This window comes from Methylobacterium sp. NPDC097929, from assembly GCF_049543375.1.
GTDB lineage: Bacteria > Pseudomonadota > Alphaproteobacteria > Rhizobiales > Beijerinckiaceae > Methylobacterium.
On sequence record NZ_JBMVEP010000009.1, the window covers coordinates 72,269 to 91,100 of the forward strand.

The 18,832-nt window shown below is 72.2% G+C and carries 19 protein-coding genes and 1 riboswitch; of the genes, 3 read left to right on the forward strand and 16 right to left on the reverse strand.

Annotation, left to right across the window (positions count from 1 at the left end):
- Positions 1-19 precede the first annotated feature (19 nt).
- The 16 genes from ACPCJR_RS19250 to ACPCJR_RS19325 form a co-directional block, all read right to left on the reverse strand.
- Positions 20-496 carry an HK97 family phage prohead protease gene (locus ACPCJR_RS19250; RefSeq protein WP_391514239.1) on the reverse strand — a complete coding sequence of 159 codons (477 nt, stop codon included), beginning with the start codon at positions 494-496 and terminating at the stop codon, positions 20-22.
- Between the two features lie 55 nt (positions 497-551).
- Positions 552-1,712 carry a phage portal protein gene (locus ACPCJR_RS19255; protein WP_391514237.1) on the reverse strand — a complete coding sequence of 387 codons (1,161 nt, stop codon included), beginning with the start codon at positions 1,710-1,712 and terminating at the stop codon, positions 552-554.
- Between the two features lie 50 nt (positions 1,713-1,762).
- The gene (locus ACPCJR_RS19260; protein WP_391514235.1) at positions 1,763-3,067 is read right to left on the reverse strand and encodes a DNA-packaging protein; all 1,305 of its coding nucleotides are present in this window, start codon (positions 3,065-3,067) and stop codon (positions 1,763-1,765) included.
- Positions 2,991-3,413, reverse strand: a complete 423-nt coding sequence (locus tag ACPCJR_RS19265; protein ID WP_391514233.1) for a hypothetical protein — start codon at positions 3,411-3,413, stop codon at positions 2,991-2,993. Before ACPCJR_RS19265 ends, ACPCJR_RS19260 begins: the two co-directional genes overlap by 77 nt.
- Positions 3,414-3,829: 416 nt before the next feature.
- Positions 3,830-4,585 (reverse strand): precorrin-3B C(17)-methyltransferase, encoded by a 756-nt coding sequence (cobJ, locus tag ACPCJR_RS19270; protein WP_391514232.1) that lies wholly within the window; start codon positions 4,583-4,585, stop codon positions 3,830-3,832.
- Positions 4,582-5,379 carry a precorrin-2 C(20)-methyltransferase gene (locus ACPCJR_RS19275; RefSeq protein ID WP_391514231.1) on the reverse strand — a complete coding sequence of 266 codons (798 nt, stop codon included), beginning with the start codon at positions 5,377-5,379 and terminating at the stop codon, positions 4,582-4,584. The genes cobJ and ACPCJR_RS19275 overlap by 4 nt, the downstream gene beginning before the upstream one ends.
- Positions 5,379-6,011, reverse strand: coding sequence for a precorrin-8X methylmutase (locus tag ACPCJR_RS19280; protein WP_391514229.1), 633 nt, complete (start codon positions 6,009-6,011; stop codon positions 5,379-5,381). The genes ACPCJR_RS19275 and ACPCJR_RS19280 overlap by 1 nt, the downstream gene beginning before the upstream one ends.
- Entirely contained in the window at positions 6,008-7,315 is a 1,308-nt protein-coding gene (gene cobG / locus ACPCJR_RS19285) for a precorrin-3B synthase (protein ID WP_391514227.1), read from the reverse strand. Before cobG ends, ACPCJR_RS19280 begins: the two co-directional genes overlap by 4 nt.
- Positions 7,312-10,830: a cobaltochelatase subunit CobN gene (gene cobN, locus ACPCJR_RS19290; RefSeq protein WP_391514225.1), complete on the reverse strand. Its 3,519-nt coding sequence runs from the start codon at positions 10,828-10,830 to the stop codon at positions 7,312-7,314. The genes cobG and cobN overlap by 4 nt, the downstream gene beginning before the upstream one ends.
- Positions 10,831-10,843: 13 nt before the next feature.
- The gene (locus ACPCJR_RS19295; protein WP_391514223.1) at positions 10,844-11,752 is read right to left on the reverse strand and encodes a DUF4349 domain-containing protein; all 909 of its coding nucleotides are present in this window, start codon (positions 11,750-11,752) and stop codon (positions 10,844-10,846) included.
- Complete coding sequence (gene cobW / locus ACPCJR_RS19300; RefSeq protein ID WP_391514222.1) at positions 11,749-12,783, reverse strand: cobalamin biosynthesis protein CobW; 1,035 nt, start codon at positions 12,781-12,783, stop codon at positions 11,749-11,751. Before cobW ends, ACPCJR_RS19295 begins: the two co-directional genes overlap by 4 nt.
- Complete coding sequence (locus ACPCJR_RS19305) at positions 12,780-13,199, reverse strand: DUF1636 family protein (RefSeq protein ID WP_391514220.1); 420 nt, start codon at positions 13,197-13,199, stop codon at positions 12,780-12,782. Before ACPCJR_RS19305 ends, cobW begins: the two co-directional genes overlap by 4 nt.
- The gene (locus tag ACPCJR_RS19310; RefSeq protein ID WP_391514219.1) at positions 13,192-13,965 is read right to left on the reverse strand and encodes a CbtA family protein; all 774 of its coding nucleotides are present in this window, start codon (positions 13,963-13,965) and stop codon (positions 13,192-13,194) included. Before ACPCJR_RS19310 ends, ACPCJR_RS19305 begins: the two co-directional genes overlap by 8 nt.
- Before the next feature lie 25 nt (positions 13,966-13,990).
- On the reverse strand, positions 13,991-14,173 hold the full coding sequence (locus ACPCJR_RS19315) for a CbtB domain-containing protein (protein ID WP_110350539.1): 183 nt from the start codon (positions 14,171-14,173) through the stop codon (positions 13,991-13,993).
- Positions 14,174-14,215: 42 nt separating this feature from the next.
- Positions 14,216-14,415, reverse strand: a riboswitch (cobalamin riboswitch).
- A gap of 55 nt (positions 14,416-14,470) precedes the next feature.
- Positions 14,471-14,893, reverse strand: coding sequence for a DUF1772 domain-containing protein (locus tag ACPCJR_RS19320; protein WP_391514217.1), 423 nt, complete (start codon positions 14,891-14,893; stop codon positions 14,471-14,473).
- On the reverse strand, positions 14,880-15,371 hold the full coding sequence (locus ACPCJR_RS19325) for a MarR family winged helix-turn-helix transcriptional regulator (RefSeq protein WP_391514216.1): 492 nt from the start codon (positions 15,369-15,371) through the stop codon (positions 14,880-14,882). The genes ACPCJR_RS19320 and ACPCJR_RS19325 overlap by 14 nt, the downstream gene beginning before the upstream one ends.
- Before the next feature lie 81 nt (positions 15,372-15,452).
- On the opposite strand from ACPCJR_RS19325, the gene cobU reads away from it, so the two are divergent.
- The 3 genes from cobU (at position 15,453) to fumC (ending at position 18,762) form a co-directional block, all read left to right on the forward strand.
- Positions 15,453-15,983: a bifunctional adenosylcobinamide kinase/adenosylcobinamide-phosphate guanylyltransferase gene (gene cobU, locus ACPCJR_RS19330; RefSeq protein WP_391514215.1), complete on the forward strand. Its 531-nt coding sequence runs from the start codon at positions 15,453-15,455 to the stop codon at positions 15,981-15,983.
- On the forward strand, positions 15,983-16,585 hold the full coding sequence (cobO, locus tag ACPCJR_RS19335; RefSeq protein WP_391514213.1) for a cob(I)yrinic acid a,c-diamide adenosyltransferase: 603 nt from the start codon (positions 15,983-15,985) through the stop codon (positions 16,583-16,585). Before cobU ends, cobO begins: the two co-directional genes overlap by 1 nt.
- Positions 16,586-17,229: 644 nt before the next feature.
- Positions 17,230-18,762 (forward strand): class II fumarate hydratase, encoded by a 1,533-nt coding sequence (gene fumC / locus ACPCJR_RS19340; protein WP_391514211.1) that lies wholly within the window; start codon positions 17,230-17,232, stop codon positions 18,760-18,762.
- The last annotated feature ends 70 nt before the right edge of the window (positions 18,763-18,832 follow it).

Below are 18,832 nucleotides of genomic sequence, written 5' to 3' on the forward strand. Positions count from 1 at the left end.
GGTGGTGAAGGGAATCGGTTCAGGCGCGGGCCGTCAGCAGCGGCGGGGCGGAGGGTCGCAGTCGGGGCTGCGTGGCGGGAGGCCGGCGGGCCGCCGCGCGGATCACCCGGGCGTCGGGCTGGAGCGGGAAGGTCACGAGCGAGACCTCCCAGAGATCGACGGCGACGAGCCGGCGCCCGCCGCGTTCGGGCGAGGCCCGCACCACGCGAAAGCCGATGGAGAGTCCGTCGAGCGCCCCCTCGCGCATCAGCGCGTCGATCTCGCGGGCGCGCTGGACGGCGAGGTTGAGCCGCCCCGCGACGCGCAGGCCGCGCGCATCCTCCCGCAGGGAAAGCCAGGAGCCGATCGGCTCGGCCGGATCGTGCTGCCAGAGCATCCGCACGCCGCCCGCTCCCCGCCGGGCAAGGCTCGCGGCGAAGGCACCGGGCGCGACGATGTCGCGGCCGAGATCGGGCACGCCGAACAGGCTGGCGTAGCCGGTGAAATGGCCATCCATGAAGGACCTCGGCAAAAGGGAGAAGAACGGGCTCCGCCCGGATCCCGCCGGGGCCTCAGGCCCCGGACCCCGGAATTTCAGCGGGGTAGCCGACCGCCTCACGCTTCTCGGCGTCTGACAAGAAGTCGGCGCCCTGGACCCGACGCCAAAGCGACTCGCGCTCGGTAGCCAAAGCTTCGACGGCATCGAGGTCCGGCTCCAGCCGTACGGGACCGAAGGCGGGCTCGAGCCAGCGGGCGATCGAGTCGGCTGTGCGGCGCACCAGCGGAATCACCGTCTGTCGGTAGAAGGCGCGGTTGGCCTCGGCGTAATTCGCGTGCGTGTTGTCGCCCGGCAGGCCCAGGAGCAGCGGCGGCACGCCGAAGGCCAGAGCGATCTCGCGTGCGGCCGCCGCCTTGGCCTCGACGAAATCCATCTCCTTCGGCGAGAGCGAGAGCGGGCGCCAGTCGAGGCCGCCGTCGAGAAGCAGGGGCCGGCCGGCATTGGCGCTGCCCTGGTAGCTCGCTTCCAATTCGGCCTTGAGCCGGGTGAACTGCGTGTCGCTCAGCGCCGCGCCGGTGGTCGGAGCGAAGACGAGCGCACCGGAGGGGCGCGCGGCGTTGTCGAGCAGAGCCTTGTTCCAGGCGCCGGCGGCGTTGTGGATGTCGAGCGGCACGGCCGCCGCCTCCATCGGCGAGAGGCCGTAATGGTCGTCCAACGGGTTGAACAGCGTGAGGTGCAGGATCGGCGGAACCGCGCCGGCCTGTTCGTAGCGGATGCGTCGTCCGCCAACGGTGTATTCGTAGGCCACCGGCCAGCCGTCGGCCCCGGCCACCACCCGCATCCGGTCGGGACGCAACGCGAACAACGCGCGGGGCCTGCCGTCGATCTCCACGGCTTCGAGGTAGGCGTTGCCCGAAACCAGGAGCTGTCCGTAGACGCCGTCGAGGAAGCCCATTCCGCCCTCGCGCGGATTCGGCCGGGCGAGCAGCGCCATCAGGGGATGCGCGTCGTCGGCACCGGCCAGCGTCAACGGCAGGGAAGCCGCCGCTTCCGCGACCAAGCGTACCGAGCGATGCACGACGGCGTTGCGCTGAAAGCCCTCGCGCGACAGGGCGCTGTAATCCCGCGCCGTCCACACCGCGCGGCCCTCGCCGTAGAGCGCGACGGCCGCGCTCGCCTTCGTGGCGGGAACGAAGCCTGCAGCCTGGGCGAGCCGGGCGATGAATCCAGCCATGGCACGGTCTCCACCGAGAATGTTTCACGTGAAATTAACTGCACCGACCATCACAGCCGGCGGATGCGTGGCTCGGTCGTCGGCGACAGCAGTAGGTGCGTGAGCGCCCAGACCAGGGCATCGAGCCGATCCGGTGAACCGCCGCCCGGCAAACCCCCGGGGCCGAAGGCGCACATCTCGTCTTCCAACGCCGGAAACGCTCCGGCATGGCGGACGCGGCCTCGCGCGTAGAGCAGGGAGACCGGCTCGGCCCGCAGCATCTTCCCCCGCGTCGCCCGCACGGACACGACCGGCACGCTCGGATCGGCCTCCGCGAGCACGGCGACGACCATCTCACCGCCCTGATTCACCTCCGCCACCAGCGCATCGGCAGCGAGGCGGTGGTAGAGGGCGAGCGCCGCCTGCGCCCAGGCGGCGGGCGCCGCTCGTTCCAGGGTCGCGTCGGCCAGGACGTAAGCCGTCCCGTCCGCCGCCAGACCCGCCGCGACGATCCCGCAAGCATCCGCTCCGGCCCGCGACGAGGCCGGCGGATCGACCGCCACGGCGATACGCTGCAGCGCCGGAGCCGCGGAGACGCGAACGTGCTCGATGATGTCGCGGGTCCAGAGTGCGTCGGCCCGATCCTCGATCAGTTCCCCGTCCAGTTCCTGCCGCCCCAGCCGGGTGCCGGCGTAGCGGCCGACCACCTCCTCGAGAAAGCGGGGCGCGAGGTTGTCGGCATTGTCGGCGGTGCGCGAGCGCGTGACGACCGCATGCGGGTCGGCGAGCAGGCGCCGGATGAGCGGCACCGGCCGCGGCGTCGTGGTGACGAGCCCGCGCGGTCGGGCGCCGAGCCGCAGCCCGAACTGGATCATGTCGTAGGCAATCTCCGCCTCACGCCACTTGGCCACCTCATCGGACCACGCCGCGCCGAACTGAGGGCCGCGCAGGGAATCCGGTTCCTCGGCCGAGAAGGCCAAAGCCACGGCACCGTTCTCGAACACGACCCGTCGCCGCGACGGCTGCCAGACCGGCCGAGTGCCCCCGAGGAGCGGCAGGGAGAGCAGGCCCGAAGGCCCGTCGATCATCACGTCGCGCACGTCGGCGAAGGTTTCGCCGATCAACGCGATGCGGCCGACCGGCTCGCTCGAAAAGACCGGATCGCCGATAGCGAGGCCGCGCACCCACTCGGCCCCCGTGCGGGTCTTGCCGGAACCGCGCCCACCGATCACCGCCCAGGTCGTCCATGGCCCGGGCGGCGGAAGCTGATCCTCCCGTGCCCGGTGCAACCAGTCGGTTTCAAGCAGGCGGAGATGCTCCGGGCAGAGCCGGATCAGGAAGGCCGTCGTCCGGCGCTGCCGCCGCGAATGCAGCATAGCGGCGCGCGATATCCGCGCGCATCGCCACGAGGTCGGCGACGGACCAGGAGCGGCTTCCGGCATCCTCCGCCCCTCCCCCGCGCGCGGCTCGATCCGTTGCCGTCATGTCGTCGAGCAAATTCTTCAGGCCGCCGAGATCGCGCAGCACCTTTCCGGAGTCGAACCCCGGAGGAGGATCGCTGTCGAGCGCCGCATCGAAGCGCTCGATCTGTCGCTCGATATGCGTCAGCAACCGCGCCCGTACTCTCTTGGGGTCGGCCGCACGCTTGCGGGCTCTTTTCGGAAGAGGCTCGGCCGGTGCGCCCGCCACCGGATCGAGGGGTGGTTCGGAGCTGCGCGCCATCGCGGTGTCTCCATCCACACTTCTTGAGCGTGCCCTTTCTCTACCCGAGGAGCGTCGCGCTGTCAACCATATATTCCTATAATGCGCGGTCATTGAAGGAATTTGGTCTTATGTCTTGCGCGGAGCGCCGACGCGCGACGCTCCGCTGCGGACGAGCGCGACCATAATTTTTATAGAAATGAGGAACGCAAAACGGGCGTCGCAGGTATTAAAACGAAGGAGCGCGCCTCACCGCCTCCACCCCGCAGGAGACAGTACGATGCTCAAAGGTGGCCTTCTCTGGCTGATCGGCATTCCTCTACCGATCATTCTTTTGCTCTGGTTCTTCGGGGTCTTCTAGAGGCCTACCATCCCGTGAAACTCTCCCCGAGCGAATACCGAACCTTGAGGAGATGCGCGGGGCTGCGGCGACGCGCTTACGGCGACACGCTACGCGGCGTGTAGACGAAGGGCAGCCGGCCCTCGCGGGGAATCAGACGGGTCGCCGCCGCGCCGATGATGACCATGGTCGCCATGTCGGCCGGCGCGGTGCGGGCCTCGTCCAGCGTCAGCACCCGCAACGTCTCGTCGGGCCGGGTGACGGCCCGGGCGAAGATGACGGGCGTGGCGAGGGGAAGAATTCCGGCGGCCAGTTCGAGCGCGCGGCCGAGTTGCCAGGGCCGCGCCGAGGAGATGGGGTTGTAGAGCGCGACGCTGAGGCCGGCACGCAGCACGGCGTCGAGCCGAGCGGTCACGACCTCCCAGGGTTTGAGGTTGTCCGAGAGCGAAATCGCGCAGAAATCTCCCCCGAGCGGCGCGCCAAGGCGGGCGGCCGCCGCGAGCATGGCGGTGATGCCGGGCTCGACCCAGATGTCGAGTTCGCGCCAAGGCGCCGGACCGTGCTCGACCGCCTCGAACAGGGCCGCGGCCATGGCGAACACGCCGGGATCGCCGCCCGAGACCACGGCAACATGGCGGCCCGCGGTCGCGAGTTCCAGCGCGTGGCGGGCGCGGTCCATCTCGACGCGGTTGTCGCTGGCGTGCCGGGTCAAGCCTTCGCGTTCGGGCACGCGGGCGACGTAGGGAATGTAGCCGATCAGATCCTGTGCCCGGTCGAGCGCCGCGCGGGCTGATTCGGTGAGCAGGCGCGGGTCGCCCGGCCCGAGACCGATGACCGTGACGCTCCCGCTCACGGGCGACGCCCCTCGCCGGGCACCAGCACCATGGAGAAGTAGGGCGCCTCGTCGTCCGCCTTGTCGGCCAGCGCCACGACCCGCTCGCCCGCCATGGTGCCGCGCTCCACGTAGACGGCGCGGGCGAGGAAGCCGGTCTCGGCGAGCACGCCGCGCACCTTCGGCAGGTGCCGGCCGAGCTTCATGATGACGGCCGCGTCCGTTCCCCTCAGTCGCTCCACGAGTGCGGCGCGCGGCAGCGTCGCCGGCAGGATCGTGAGCACGTCGTCCCCCCAGGTGATCGGCGTGCCCGCCCGGGTCCAGCAGCCCGACATGCCGGTGACGCCGGGGATCACCTCGACGGGGAAGCGGTCCTTCAGCCGCCGCCACAGGTGCATGAAGGAACCGTAGAAGAAGGGGTCGCCCTCCGAGAGGATCGCCACGTCGCGCCCTGCCCCGAGATGGTCGGCGAGCCGGCCCGCCGCCTCGTCGTAGAAGCCGGCCAAAGCCGCCACGTAATCCGGGTGATCGGGGTGAAGCTCGGTGGTGTAGGGATAGGCGAGCGGGAATTCGCGGGTCGGATCGCACATCACGGCATCGGCGATGGTGCGGGCGTTGCCGCGCTTGCCCCGCTTGCAGAAGTGGACGAGCACGGGGGCGTGCTCCAGCACCCGCATCGCTTTCACGGTGAGGAAATCGGGATCGCCCGGCCCCATGCCGACGCCGTAGAGCGTGCCGGTCTTCGCGGTCGCGGGGATCTCGCCCGCGCCGTCCGTCGTCTCGACCGGGGCGTCGATGCGCACGCTCCCCTCCATCACTCGATCTCGTTCGCAAGCGCGTTGACGGCGGCCGCCGTCATGGCGCTGCCGCCGCGGCGGCCATGGACCACCACGAAGGGCACCCGCCCGTCGCGCGCCAGCGCATCCTTGGATTCGGCCGCGCCCACGAAGCCGACGGGGATGCCGATCACCGCCGCCGGAGGCGCCACGCCCTCGTCGAGCAGTTCGAGCAGGCGGAACAGGGCGGTGGGCGCGTTGCCGACCGCGACCACGCTGCCGGGCAGGCGCTCGCGCCACAATTCCATCGCGGCCGCCGAGCGGGTGGTGCCCAGCTCGGCGGCGAGGCCGGGGACGCGCGGATCGCCCAGGGTGCAGACCACCTCGTTCTTCGCGGGAAGGCGCGCGCGGGTGACGCCGTCGGCGACCATGCGGACATCGCACAGGATCGGCGCGCCGGCCTTCAGGGCCGCCTCGCCGGCCGCGGCGAAATCCTCGGACATTTCGACATCGCGCGGCAGGTCGGTCATGCCGCAGGCGTGGATCATCCGCACCACCACCCGCTCGGCCGCACCGGACCAGCGGGCGAGGTCGGATTCGGCGCGGATCATCGCGAAGGAGCGCGCGTAGATGGCGCCGCCGTCGCGGATGTAGTCGTGGCGCGCACTCATCTCACGTCGTCCTGAAACACTTGCGAGAACATCGGGTCCGGCGGGGAAAGCCCCGCCGCCGCGGCCTTCCTTATCCGGTCCAGCGCCGCCTCGAAAGCGAGACGCGTTGCCGGCTTGGCCGAAGCCGGGCCGGCGAGGACCACGTCGTAGGCCCCGTCGCGGCCGACCAGCGTCAGGTCGGCGGGGCCGGGATGGGCGCAGCCCTTGGCGCAGCCGGAGACGTGCACGCTGGCCGAGGTGCCGAGTCCGGCGAGCGGCGCCAGCGCCCGGGCCAGCCGGGCGGCGTGGTCGGGCACCGGGGTGGTGCCGGAGCGGCAGGCCGGCGCGCCGGGGCAGGCGGCGACCGCCCGGCGCGGATCGTCCGGCGCCACGATGAAGCCGGCCTGCGCCAGCTCGGCCGAGAGCGCCGCCAGGCTCTCGCGGGGGGCGAGGAGGGCGAAACCGCGCTCCGGACTCAGCCGCGCGCCGTCCGGTCCGGCGAGCGCGGCGAGGCGGTCCAGCCGGTCGGCGGTGCAGCGGCCGAACGGCGCTTGCACGAGGAGCGCGGACATCGTGCCCGACAGGGCGACGAGTCCCGGCGGAGCCGGGTCGGCGGCTGCGGTGAGCGGCGTCGGCGCGAAGGGATAGAACCCGGCCGCGGCGGCGACCATGGCCCGCTCCCGCGCGTCGAGGTCGCGCATCCGGCGCCGCCCGGTCCCGACGAAGGCGATCAGCGCGAGGCCGAGCGCGCCCGCCGCCCGCCGCTCCGGCAGCACGCCGCAGCGCAGGGGGCCGGCTTCGCCCGCGAGCCCGAAGACGACCTCGCCCGGCCCCTCGGCGAAGAGGAAGACATCGGCCTCGACCGCGCCGAGGCCGAAGGCGCCGCCGCCGTCGATGGCCACCAGCGTCTTGGCCGGCAGGCCCATGACGGCGCAAGCGGCGGCCTCCACCGCGCGGGCGAGCGCGGGCACGTCGATGCGCTCGCCCGGGTCCAGACCGGCGAGCGGCGCGGTCAGCGTCAGGCGCTGCGGGCCGCCGTCGTCGCGGGTGTCGCCGAGGCCGGCTTGCGCCAGCGCGCAGGCGAGCCGGGGTGCGCTGGCCTCGCTCACGCCGCGGATCTGGAGGTTGCCGCGGGCGGTCACGTCGATATGGCCGTTGCCGTGAGCCCGCGCCCCGGCGGCGACGGCCCGCATCTGCGCCGCGCTCAAGGCGCCGAGCGGCGGGTGGACCCGGGCCAGCAGCCCGTCACCCGTCGGCATCGGCCGGGCGAGCGAGGGGCACCAGCCTCGGCGGGCGCCCTCGGGCAGGGTGCGGCGGGCGCTCATTCGGCGGCCAGCAGAGCGTCGGCAGGGGCAGCGTTGCGGCGGCTCTGCCAGAGGCCGCGGGCCCGCAGTTCGTCGAAGCGTTCGAGGATGGCGCGGGTCGCCCGAGGGTTGGCCGCGCGCAGGGCCTCGAAGGTCTCCGGGTCGGCGATCCAGGCGCCGTAGAGCCGGTCGAGATCGGCGCTGGCGACGGCATCGGTCGCGGCGGCGAGCACGAACACCGCGTCGATGCCTTGAGCGAATTCCTGGGCGCCGCGATAGCCGTGGCGGAGCTGGGCCGCGATCCAGCGCGGATGGCCGAGCCGACCCCGGATCAACCGGGCGACATCCTCGCGGGCCGTGCGGGTGCGGGGCGCCTCCGGGTTCGACACGTCGAGGCTGTAGAGGGCGGGCGCCCTCCCCTCGGACGAGGCCGCTGAAAAGAATCCGCCCATGGCGTCGGCGGCCGCCTCGCCGTCGAGCAGGTCGCGCTCGGCCACGTCGAAGGCGTGGACGTAGGCGTCCGCCGCCGCGACGCGGGCGGCAAAGCCCGTATCCGCACCCTCCGCGTCGCCGTAGGCGTGGGTGGTGGCGGACAGATAGGCTCGGCCCAGATCGGAGCGGGCCTCCCAGGCGCCGTCGAGCGCCGTCTCGGCCGCGCCCGCGCCGTAGCGGCCCGGCGCCGCGCCGTAGATGCGGGCGGCGGATTCGCCCCGGCGCCGGGCGGCGGCGAGCGGGTTCTCCGCGTCCTCCTCCTCGCGGGCGGCGACCGCCCGGGCGGCGCGGTCGAGCAGCGCCAGCGTGTCCGGAAACGTATCGCGAAAGGCGCCGGAGACGCGGCAGGTCACGTCGATGCGCGGCCGGTCGAGCAGGGCCAGCGGCAGCACCTCGAAGCCGGTGACGCGGGTCGAGGCGTGGTCCCAGACCGGGCGCACGCCCATCAGCGCCAGCGCATGCGCCACGTCCTCGCCGCCGGTGCGCAGCGTCGGCGAGGCCCACAGGTCCATGACGATGCGGGCAGGGTACTCGCCCTCGTCCTGCAGGTAGCGGCGCACCACCGCCTCCGCCGCCCTGGCTCCGAGCAGGGTCGCGGCGCGGGTCGGCAGGGCGCGGGGATCGAGCGTCGTCAGGTTGCGGCCGGTGGGCATCACGTCGGCCCGCCCGCGCGAGGGCGAGCCGGCGGGGCCCGGCGCGACGAAGCGGCCGTCGAGGGCGGCGACCAGCGCGGCGCGCTCGGCCTGCGCACTCGCCTGAACCGCCTCGGCGGCGTCTGCCGCCGCGCGGCCGAACACGTGCAGACCGTCGCGGATCGGGGTCTCGCCGAGGTCGCACAGATGCGCGTCGAGGGCGGTGAGGGCGTCCGCCATGGGCGTGTCGGCGCCGATCCCCGCCCCTTCCAGCAGCCCGGCCGAGGCCGCCTCGTCGAGGATCGCCTCGGCGATCAGCCCGGCCCGGCGCGGATCGAGCACGCTCGCCGCGGAATATTCCTCCACGAGTTCGCGCAAGGCGGCGGCCTCGGGCGTCAGCCCGGCGGCCTCGACGGTCGGCGTGAGATGGCCGAGCGCCACCCCGCCCAGCCGGCGCTTCAGGGGCGCCGCCTCGCCCGGATCGTCGACGATGAAGGGATAGATCACCGGCAACACCCCGACCGCCCGCACCGGCCAGCAATCCGGTGACAGCGCCACCGCCTTGCCGGGCAGCCACTCGGTGGTGCCGTGAGTGCCGAGATGGATCAGCGCGTCGAAGTTTTTGCGCAGGCCCAAATAGAAGGCGAGATAGGCGTGGGTCGGGGGCTCGTCGGGGTCGTGGTAGCCGGCCTTGCGGTCCGCCGACCGGCCCCGGTCGGGCTGGAGGAAGAGGGTGAGGCTGCCGCCGAGTTCGCGCGAGAAATCGAATACATCCCCTCTCCCCGCACGCGGGGAGAGGGCTTCGGCGACCCCGTCGTCGCCGAAGCGAGGCGGCAGCCGGGGGTGAGGGGGCGTTTCCGACGCAGGCTCAGCCCGAAGCGCCCCCTCACCCACGCTGCCGCTCGTCGCGCCGACGACAGGGTCGTCGCGACCCTCTCCCCGCGTGCGGGGAGAGGGGATGTCCGGGGCGCCGGCCTGCACCATCCGGAAGCGGAACGCGCCGTCCCGGCAGAGCGGGTCGGCCTCCGGGGCGCCCCAGCGTTCGCTCAGTTCCTCCTGCCGCGCCTCCGGCAGCCCCTGGAACCACGCCGCGTACTCGGCGAGCGACACCGAGAAACCCGCCTCGCCCTCCGTCAGCGCCGCCATCAGCGCGCCCGCCTCCGGCAACCCGCCCGCGGCAAAGCCCGCCGCCGCGAGGTCGGTCGCGATGGCGCGGGCGCTCTCGGGCGTGTCGAGGCCGACGGCGTAGCCGGCCCGGCCGCCGCGGGCGGGATAATCGGAGAGCACCAGCGCGAGCCGGCGCTGTTCGCGCGGCACCCGGCGCAGACGAACCCAGGCGGCCGCCCGATCCGCAAGGGCGGCGATGCCGGCGGGGTCGGGCACGGCGCGGCGCTCGGAAAAGCCCTCGACCGCCTCGGCCTCCTCCTTGAAGGAGACCGGGAAGCCCGAGAGCCGCCCGTCGAACTCGGGAAGGGCCACCTGCATGGCGAGATCGGCCGCGTTCATGCCACGCCCCGAAGCCGCCCAGGCGTCGCGCGGGGCGCCGATCGTGTAGGCCTGGAGCACCGGGCAATCGGCGGCGTCGAGCACGAAGCCGGCATCGTCGCGGGCGGAGAAGGCGGTGGCGGCGAGCACGATGTCGGGCCGGCGCAAGGCCAGCGCCGCGCGCAGGGTCGCCACGGCCTCCGGGTCCTTCAGGCTCGACACGGCGAGCGTCAGGCTCGCGACGCCGCGCGCGGCAAGCGCCGCGGCGAGATGCACGGCGGGGCCGGTCTCGCCCGAGAGCACCGCCGAGCGGTAGACGAGCAGCAGCGCCAGCGGCCCCGGCCCGGCGGCCTGCATCGCCGTCTCAAGCGGAACGGGTCCGCAGCCGGGGCACCAAGCGAAGGCGCGCGGAAGTGCCCTGGGCGGCTCGGCCTCGCAGGCGCCGCCGGCCTCCGCCGTGAGGCGGCGCAGCAGGTTCCTGAGGTTGTCCGGCCCGCCCGCGCGGAAATAGGCGTCGAGATCCGCGCAGGTCTCCGGCGGCAGGGTGGAGAAGGCGTCGAGGCGCGCGTCCGGCCGGTCGTCGCCGGGCAGCACCGCCAGCCGCACGCCGTGCGCCCGGGCGGCCGCCGCAGCGCGCTCGATGCCGTAGCGCCAGTAGTCGAGCCCGCCCAGGCAGCGGATCACGCAGACCTTGGCCCGGGCGATCACCGCATCGACGTAGAGATCGACCGACATCGGGTGGCGCAGCTGCGCCATCTTGGCGAGCCGCAGCGAGGGCAGGCCCGGCTCGGCCGCATGCGCCTGGGCGACGGCCGCGAGGTCGGTATCGGTGAACGACAGGAAAACGATCTCGCCGGGGCTCTGGCCGAGATCGACCGCCGCCTCGCCCTCGTCGAGGGAGACCGTATCGAGGCGGATCAGGTGCATGGCGCGTGCCCCCTCACGGCTCCGAGCGGGTGCGGGCCGGTTCGGCCCGCCTGCGCCGGATGCGCCAGACCAGCCGCAGGAGCAAGGCGGCAAAAAGAACGAGAGGCAGCCAGGGCAGGCTGGCGACGGTGAAGCGCAGGGCGGAGGCGGCGCTCTCGCCGAGGATCGGGCCGCTGCGCGCCCAGACCTCCTGCACCGGGGCGAAGGCCCCGGCCCGGGCCCGGCTCGTGCGGAAGTTCACGGTGACGATCTCGGTGTCCACCCGCTCGTCGAGGCCGCGGCGCCGGCCCTCCGCCTCCTCGATCTGGCTCTGGACCTGCGCCAGCTCGCCCGCGATCTTGATCAGATCCTCGGCCCGGTTGTCCGGCTTCTGCGCGAGGGCGGTGAGGCGGTCGCGGTAATCGGTGAGCTGGGTCAGCCGCCGGCCGGTATCGGCAATGGCAGCGGTGAGATCCTCGGCCCGGGTCGCCTGCTCGATCAGGGTGACCTCGCCCGCCGCCTCGCCCGGCAACGGGGCGGTGACGAAGGCGACGTAGCCGGCCACCGCCGCGTGCGGCAGGCGCACCTGCACCTGGGCCTGCGGCTGGCTCGTGCCGCCGCCGTCCCGGATCGAGGATAGCATCAGCCGACAATCCGCCTCGCCGAGGCAGCGGTCGCGGGCGGCGGCGAAATGGGGCGCCACGCGCTCGGGCGCGAGGCCGACGGAGAGGTCGTGGCGGTAGGCGAGCTTCGCCGCGTTCCGTTCCGCGCTCCTGGCCGCCTCCCCCTGGCGCGCCGCGGAGACGAAGGGCGCGGGCGCGGCCGCGTCGGCCGGCTCGCGCTCCCGGTCGGAACAGCCCGCGAGAAGAGCGCAGGCGGGCAGGAGAGCGAGCGCGACTTTTCTCGCGCCTGCCCCCGGGCGCCGATGCCCGGCCGGGCTCATCCGCGCAGGGCGGCGGCGACCGCGTCCTGGTCGAAGCCCTTCAGGCCGATGACGACGAGGCGGCCGTCGCGGGGCTCCGAGCCCTTCCAGGGACGGTCGTAATGGGAGGCGACGCGCCGGCCCACGCCCTGCACCACGAGGCGCATCGGCTTGCCCTTCACCTCGACGAAGCCCTTGATGCGCAGCACGCCCTCGGTCTCGGCGGCCTTCTCCACGCGCGCGGCGAGGTCTTCCGGGCTGCCAGCGACGCCGACGGGGATCGCCACGGATTCGAAGTCGTCGTGGTCGTGATCCTCGCCCTCGCCGTGATGCGAGGGGCGGGCATCGAGGTCGTCCTCGGCCGCCGCCGCGATCCCGAGCAGCACCCGCGGGTCGAGCCGGCCGTGCTCGGTCTCGACGATCTCGACGGCGCGGGGCAGGTGGGCCTGGATGTCGGCCCGGACCCTGTCGCGGCCCGCCGCGTCGAGGAGGTCGGACTTGTTGAGCACCACGAGGTCGGCGCAGAGGATCTGGTCCTCGAATACCTCTTCGAGCGGGTTGTCGTGATCGACGGAACTGTCGGCGGCGCGCTGGTTGGCGAGCGCATCCGGGTCGTCGGCGAACAGGCCGGAGGCCACCGCCGGGCCGTCCACCACCGCGACCACGCCGTCCACGGTGACCCGTGAGCGGATCGCCGGCCACTGGAAGGCCTGGACCAGGGGCTTGGGCAGGGCGAGGCCGGAGGTCTCGATCAGGATGTGCTCCGGCGGCTCGGGCCGGTCGAGCAGCTTGGTCAGCGCCGGCACGAAGTCGTCGGCCACGGTGCAGCAGATGCAGCCGTTGGGCAGCTCCACCACCGAATCCTCGTTGCAGCCCTCGATGCCGCAGGCGGCGAGGAACGAGCCGTCGAAACCGAGATCGCCGAACTCGTTGACGATGATCGCCAGCCGCCGCCCGCGGGCGTTCTCGACGGTGTGGCGCACCAGCGTCGTCTTGCCGGCTCCGAGGAAGCCGGTGACGATGGTGCAGGGGATTTTTTCGACCAAGCTCATGATGAAATCTCCCCTCGTGCCGCCGTCAGCGGCGGGATGCGGGCGACGACGCCCTTGCGGAAGGCTTCGGGGCGCTCGCGCCAGGGCACGAGGCCGTCGGGGGTCTCGAGATAGCGCCGCAGGCCCGCCAGGATGGTGCGGGCGGAATTGTCCGGGTCTTCCAGGGCGTCGAAATCGCCCCAGACGTAGGTCCAGCGGTGGGCCGAGGCGACCGCCACGGTGCAGGGCCGCTTGCAGACCGAGAGGCACTCGGCGCCCTCGATCCGCAGCCCCGGCACGGGCGCCCGTTCGGCCTCGGCGCGCAGGGCCGCCAGGAGCCTCGCCCCGGCCCGCGGCTCGGCGGGGTCTCCGGCCGCGCGGCAGGTGAGGCAGACCGACAGGGTCGCGGTGTCGGGCTCGGATGCTGCGTCAGGCATGGCGGCGGGCGCCCGCCGCGCGGCCGAACAGCCCCCAGGCCCAGCCATAGGCGAGCCCGATCACCGCCCAGAACACGAAGCCGATGGCGAGCGAGCGCGCGGCGAACTGCGCGGCGGTTGCCGGCGGCACCTGCGACGAGACCGTGTCGAGCGATTGCGGCGCTCCGACGAGATGCGGCACGACGATCAGGACGAGGCCGCCCAGGATCGTCAGCGGCACCCGGCGCACGGCGATCAGGTAGAGGCCGAGGCCGGTGGCGACCACCGTCATCAGCCACCAGAACTGGCGCAGCACCAGCGGCGCGGCGCCCATGCCGGGCAGTTCCGGCGGCAGGCCGATGGCGGGCGCGAGCGCCACCGCGAGGAAGCCGGCGACGCCGACGACGAGCCCGGTGCGCGGGTTCGGTTCACGGCGCAGGGCCAGCATCACCGCGGCGAGCAGCAGGGCGTAGCCGACCCCGCCGACCAGCGTGGCGAGGCCGGTAAAGGCCATGCGCTGGAGGCCCGGGGCGGGCTGCCATTCGTCGGCCCGGCCGTGGTTGTGGCCGCCCTCGCCGTGGCTGTGCTGCGACGGGGCGTGGGCCGGCACGATCAGGGAGGCGAAAGTGACGGCGGCGGAGGGGGCGACGGCAGCGTGCGCACCCCCGCCCTCGTAGGTCTCCGCCTGGAGGATCAGCGGAGAGGTCAGGGCGAGTTGCAGGCCCGTCGCGACGACGGACGCGAGAAAGCCGGCGACGAGCGCCGCCGACAACAACCGTGCGATCATGATGCGAGCCTTGCGGGCGCCGCGATCAGTGGCAGGGGAAGTTCTGCGCGTGGCGGAAGTCGTGCGCCGCGTTGTGCAGCACCGAGGCCGGGGCGAAGCCGGCCACGAAGACGAGACCGAGGCCGAGGAAGGCAGCCACGAGGAGCGCACGGGCGCCCTCGGCGGAACGGGTGGCGGTGGCCGAGGTCTGAAGGGTCGCAGTCGTCATCGGGTCACGGGCTCCGGCCGCCCCACCGGCGGCATTCGAGAACAAATTCGCACCGGACGGCAGGTCTCCTGGCTCGCGGCTGCGATCGCGCCTGCCGCCTTCCCGGATCGCCCGGTGGCTCGTGGCAGGAACTCGCCGCTTACAGTTGCGGGGGCAGCCGCGGAATCGAGGCTTTCGAGAAACCCTCTCACCGCATTCCCTTTTCACCCCGTTGCCGGGGCACCGTCACCGAGCGGTCATAGCCTGATGCGGACGGACGCACAACGTGTCCGGCGCCGGTCGACCGAGCGGACGCGATCACCGCAGCGCCCAGAGGAAGGCCGCGACTGCCGCAAGACCGAGCCCGCTGCGGACCGCGTGCAGGCGGATCCAGCGTTGCATCAGCGGCGCCACGCTTGGATCGGTCCCCGAGGCGGCCAGCAGGGTGCGGTTGGTCGGCATGATCGCCAGCATCGTGTAGGGCCAGTTGGCGAGCGCGAGCCCCGCCCCGAGCCCCCATCGCGGATCGCCCGTACGCGCCCAGGCGAGCAGGCCGAGCGCGGTGGCGGCCAGCGCCAAGCCGCCCTGCATCCGGGTCGCGCGCCGGTAGCTCGGGCGCCATTGCTGCAATTGGGAAGCCGGGTCGAGAACCAGCCGGGCCGGATGCTCCACGAAGCCGACATAGAGCGCGGCGCCGGCGAAGGCCGCCGCCGCGACGAGGGCGAGTTCACCGATCAGCATCGTGGTCTCCCGGTCGTTCGCCGCTCCGGCGTTCGCTGGCCCGCTCGCCGATGGTCCGCACGAGGGTGCGGGCCGCATCGAGCGCCGCAGGGTCGAGACCGCGGGCGAGCGCGGCCGCCCAGGGAGCCTGCCGCGCCGCCGCCGCTGCGTAGGCGTCCCGGCCCGCGGGCGTGAGAAGAACGAGGCGGGCGCGCAGGTGGTGAGGATTGTCGGCAAAGCTCACGAGGCCGGCAGTCGCCAGATCGTTGACCGTCCGCTGCACGCCCTGGCGCGTCATACCCATGTCCCGGGCGATGCGGGCAACCGGCAGCGGCTCGGCGGCGAGCGCGACGGCGCCCAGAACCTGCCAGCGGGCGCTGGTGAGGCCAAGATCGCCCACCAGCCGGTCACCGGCGGCCAGCAGCGCGCCGCTGGACCGGAAGATCTCCAGCACCAGGGCCGTCGCGGCTTCCGCAGCCTCGTGATCCGATCGCGTCATGACAACATGCTGACGATTTGACACAATGTTGTCAATAGACTGACTTTGACGCGCCGGCGGCGTCTGGGGCAAAGGGTGCGGATGCTTCAGGCCGCTCCCCGGATGACCCTGGTGCTCGGCGGGGCGCGCTCGGGCAAGAGCGCCTATGCCGAGCGGCTGATCGAGGCCTGCCCTGCCCCTTGGCTCTACATCGCGACCGCCCAGGCCTGGGACGACGAGATGCGCGCCCGCATCGGCGAGCACCGGGCGCGGCGCTCCGGCTCCTGGCACACCCTCGACGTGCCGACGGCGCTGCCCGAGGCGGTGGCCGCCGCGACCGGGCCGGTCCTGGTCGATTGCCTGACGCTCTGGCTCACCAACCTGCTCTTGGCGGAAGCCGACCTCTCGGCGGCCACGGAGGCGCTGGCGCAAGCCTGCGCCGGGGCGCCGGGCCCGCTCGTGCTGGTCGCCAACGAGGTCGGCCTCGGCATCGTGCCGGACAATGCGCTCGCCCGCCGTTTCCGCGACGCGGCCGGGCGGCTGCACCAGCGCCTCGCCCGGGACGCCGACCGGGTCGTGCTCACCGTCGCCGGCCTGCCGCTGACGGTCAAACCCTCACGCGAGAATCCTTGATGACCGAAGACGATACGCGCCACCGCGAAAAGATGGCCAAGCGCAAGGCGGTGCAGGACGCCGAGGTTGCCTCGAAGAAAATCGAGAAGGGCCTGCTCATCGTCCATACCGGCCCCGGCAAGGGCAAGACCACGGCCGCGCTCGGCCTCGTGCTGCGCATGCTCGGGCGCGGACACCGGGTCGGCGTGGTGCAGTTTATCAAGGGCGCCTGGGACACGGGCGAGGCCCGCGCCCTGAAGAGCTTCGGCGATCAGATCGTCTGGAAGGCGCTCGGAGAGGGCTTCACCTGGGAGACGCAGGACAAGGCCCGCGACATCGCCGCCTGCGCCAACGCCTGGGAGACCGCGCGCGCGCTGATGGCGGATGAGAGCATCCGTCTCCTCGTCCTCGACGAACTCAACATCGCCCTGCGCTACGATTATCTCGACCTCGACGCGGTATTGGCCGACCTCGCCGCGCGGCGCCCCGATCTCCACGTCGTGGTGACCGGCCGCAACGCCAAGCCGGCGCTGATCGAGGCCGCCGACCTCGTCACCGAGATGGGCAGCGTGAAGCACCACTTCTCGGCCGGCGTGAAGGCGCAGGAGGGGATCGAGTTCTGATCCGACCTTCGCTCGATCCTCATCGCGAGGCGAAGCCGAAGTGATCCAGGGCGCCGCCATCTCCGGGAGCGTCGCACCGTTCCGTCGCCTCGATGCCGCTCGCGACGATGGGGGGAGACGAGCCCGGATCGATCGGCCGGAAACGGGATGAGGCCAAGCCCCGTCTTCGATGACGTGGAACACCGTCCCGGTCCGAGGCCGCCGCAGCCCTGACCCCGGCGGGGGACGACCTCCGTCGCGATCGAAACGGGGCTCACCGCGCAGAACGCCCGCGTACCGACCGTGCACGCATCGAAATGACGGCGCGATCGGTATCGATGCGAGCTATTTGAATTATATCGATACGCGGTTGGCCCAACGCTCGGAAATTAAGCACTATTTTGCATATTTTCACCGAGAGAGCGCGCTGGAAGCCTACACGGCAAGGCGGGTGTCAGGCCGCGCTTTTCATAACAATTGATTGCCCGGGTCGCGGCGCGCATGGAACCGTAGCCGTCGCCCCGCCGGGCTCCTCCCGTCCGCGGACGATGGTCCACCGATCGCGCGCCCCGCCGGAGGATCGCGTGCGGGCAGCGGCCGGACATGCTGCGGTCGCGCCTCCTCCTCGGCCCGTCGATTTCAAGAGCAAGAAAGGACACGGCTCCATGGAGCGCAGGGACATCCTCAAGACCGGGCTACTCACATCGATCGGCCTGGCGGCCGGCGCGGCCCTCCCGAGGGCGACCGCCGCGGAGGCCGGCGTGCAGCCCGCGGCAACCCCGTCGACGGCGGAGAGCGAGTGCTTCCGCGTCGAGAAGGACAGCATGGGCGAGGTGAAGATCCCCTGCGACAAGCTGTGGGGCGCCCAGACCCAGAGGGCGATCGAGAATTTCGATATCGGCATCGAGCGGATGCCGCGCGAACTCGTGTCGAGCTACGCGATCCTGAAAAAAGCCGCCGCCACCGTCAATTTCGCCGATGGCCGCCTCGGCGAGACGCAGCACGGGCTCATCGTGCAGGCCTGCGACGAGATCCTGGCGGGCAAGCACGCGGAGATGTTCCCGCTCAACGTCTGGATGACGGGCAGCGGCACGCAGTTCAACATGAACGTCAACGAGGTGATCGCCAACCGGTCCAGCCAGATCGCCGGCCAGCCGCTCGGGAGCAAGAATCCCGTGCATCCCAACGACCACGTCAATATGGCCCAGTCGTCGAACGACACCTTCCCGACGGCGATGTACATGGCCGCCGCGATCGCGGTCCGGCAGCGGCTCGTGCCCTCCATCACCGAGCTGCGGGACAGCATCGCCGGCAAGGCGGAGGAGTGGAAGGACATCATCAAGATCGGGCGCACCCATATGCAGGACGCCGTGCCGATCACGCTCGGGCAGGAATGGTCGGGCTATTCGGGGATGCTGAGCGACAACCTGGAGCGCTTCGACGACGCGCTGAAGGGTGTCTACCGCCTGGCGCTGGGCGGCACCGCGGTCGGAACCGGCATCAACGCGCAGCCGGGCTTTGCCGAGGCGAGCGCCAAGGAGATCGCGCGTCTGACCGGCCTGCCCTTCGTCACGGCGCCCAACAAGTTCGTGGTGCAGGGCGCGCACGACGCACTCGTCCACCTGTCCGGCACCCTGCGCACGCTGGCCGGCTCGCTCTACAAGATCGCCAACGACATCCGGCTCTTGTCCTGCGGCCCGCGGGCGGGTCTGGCCGAGCTGATCATTCCGGAGAACGAGCCGGGCTCCTCGATCATGCCCGGAAAGACCAACCCGACCCAGGTCGAGGCGCTGACGATGGTCACCCTCCAAGTGATGGGCAACGACGTCAGCACCGGGTTCGGCGGCGCCAGCGGAACGCTCGAGATGAACGTCTACAAGCCGGTGATGATCTACGACATCCTGCAGTCGATCCGCCTGTTGGGCGACGGCAGCCGGAACTTCCGCAAGCACCTCATCGAGGGGACGCAGCCCAACCTCAAGCGGATCAAGGAGTACGTCGATCGCTCGCTGATGCTGGTGACGGCGCTGACGCCGACGATCGGCTACGACAAGGCCTCGAAGATCGCCCACCTCGCGCACGAGCAGGATCTCAGCCTGCGCGAGGCGGCGCTCAAGCTCGGCTACGTTTCCGAGGCCGACTACGACCGGATCGTCGATCCGCGCAAGATGGTCAGCCCCTACGTCGCCAAGAAGTAGGTTTTTCTCGCGCGAGGCGGTCCGATCGTTCCGGCACGGCGGAACGGTTGGACCGACGCCGTGGTACGGT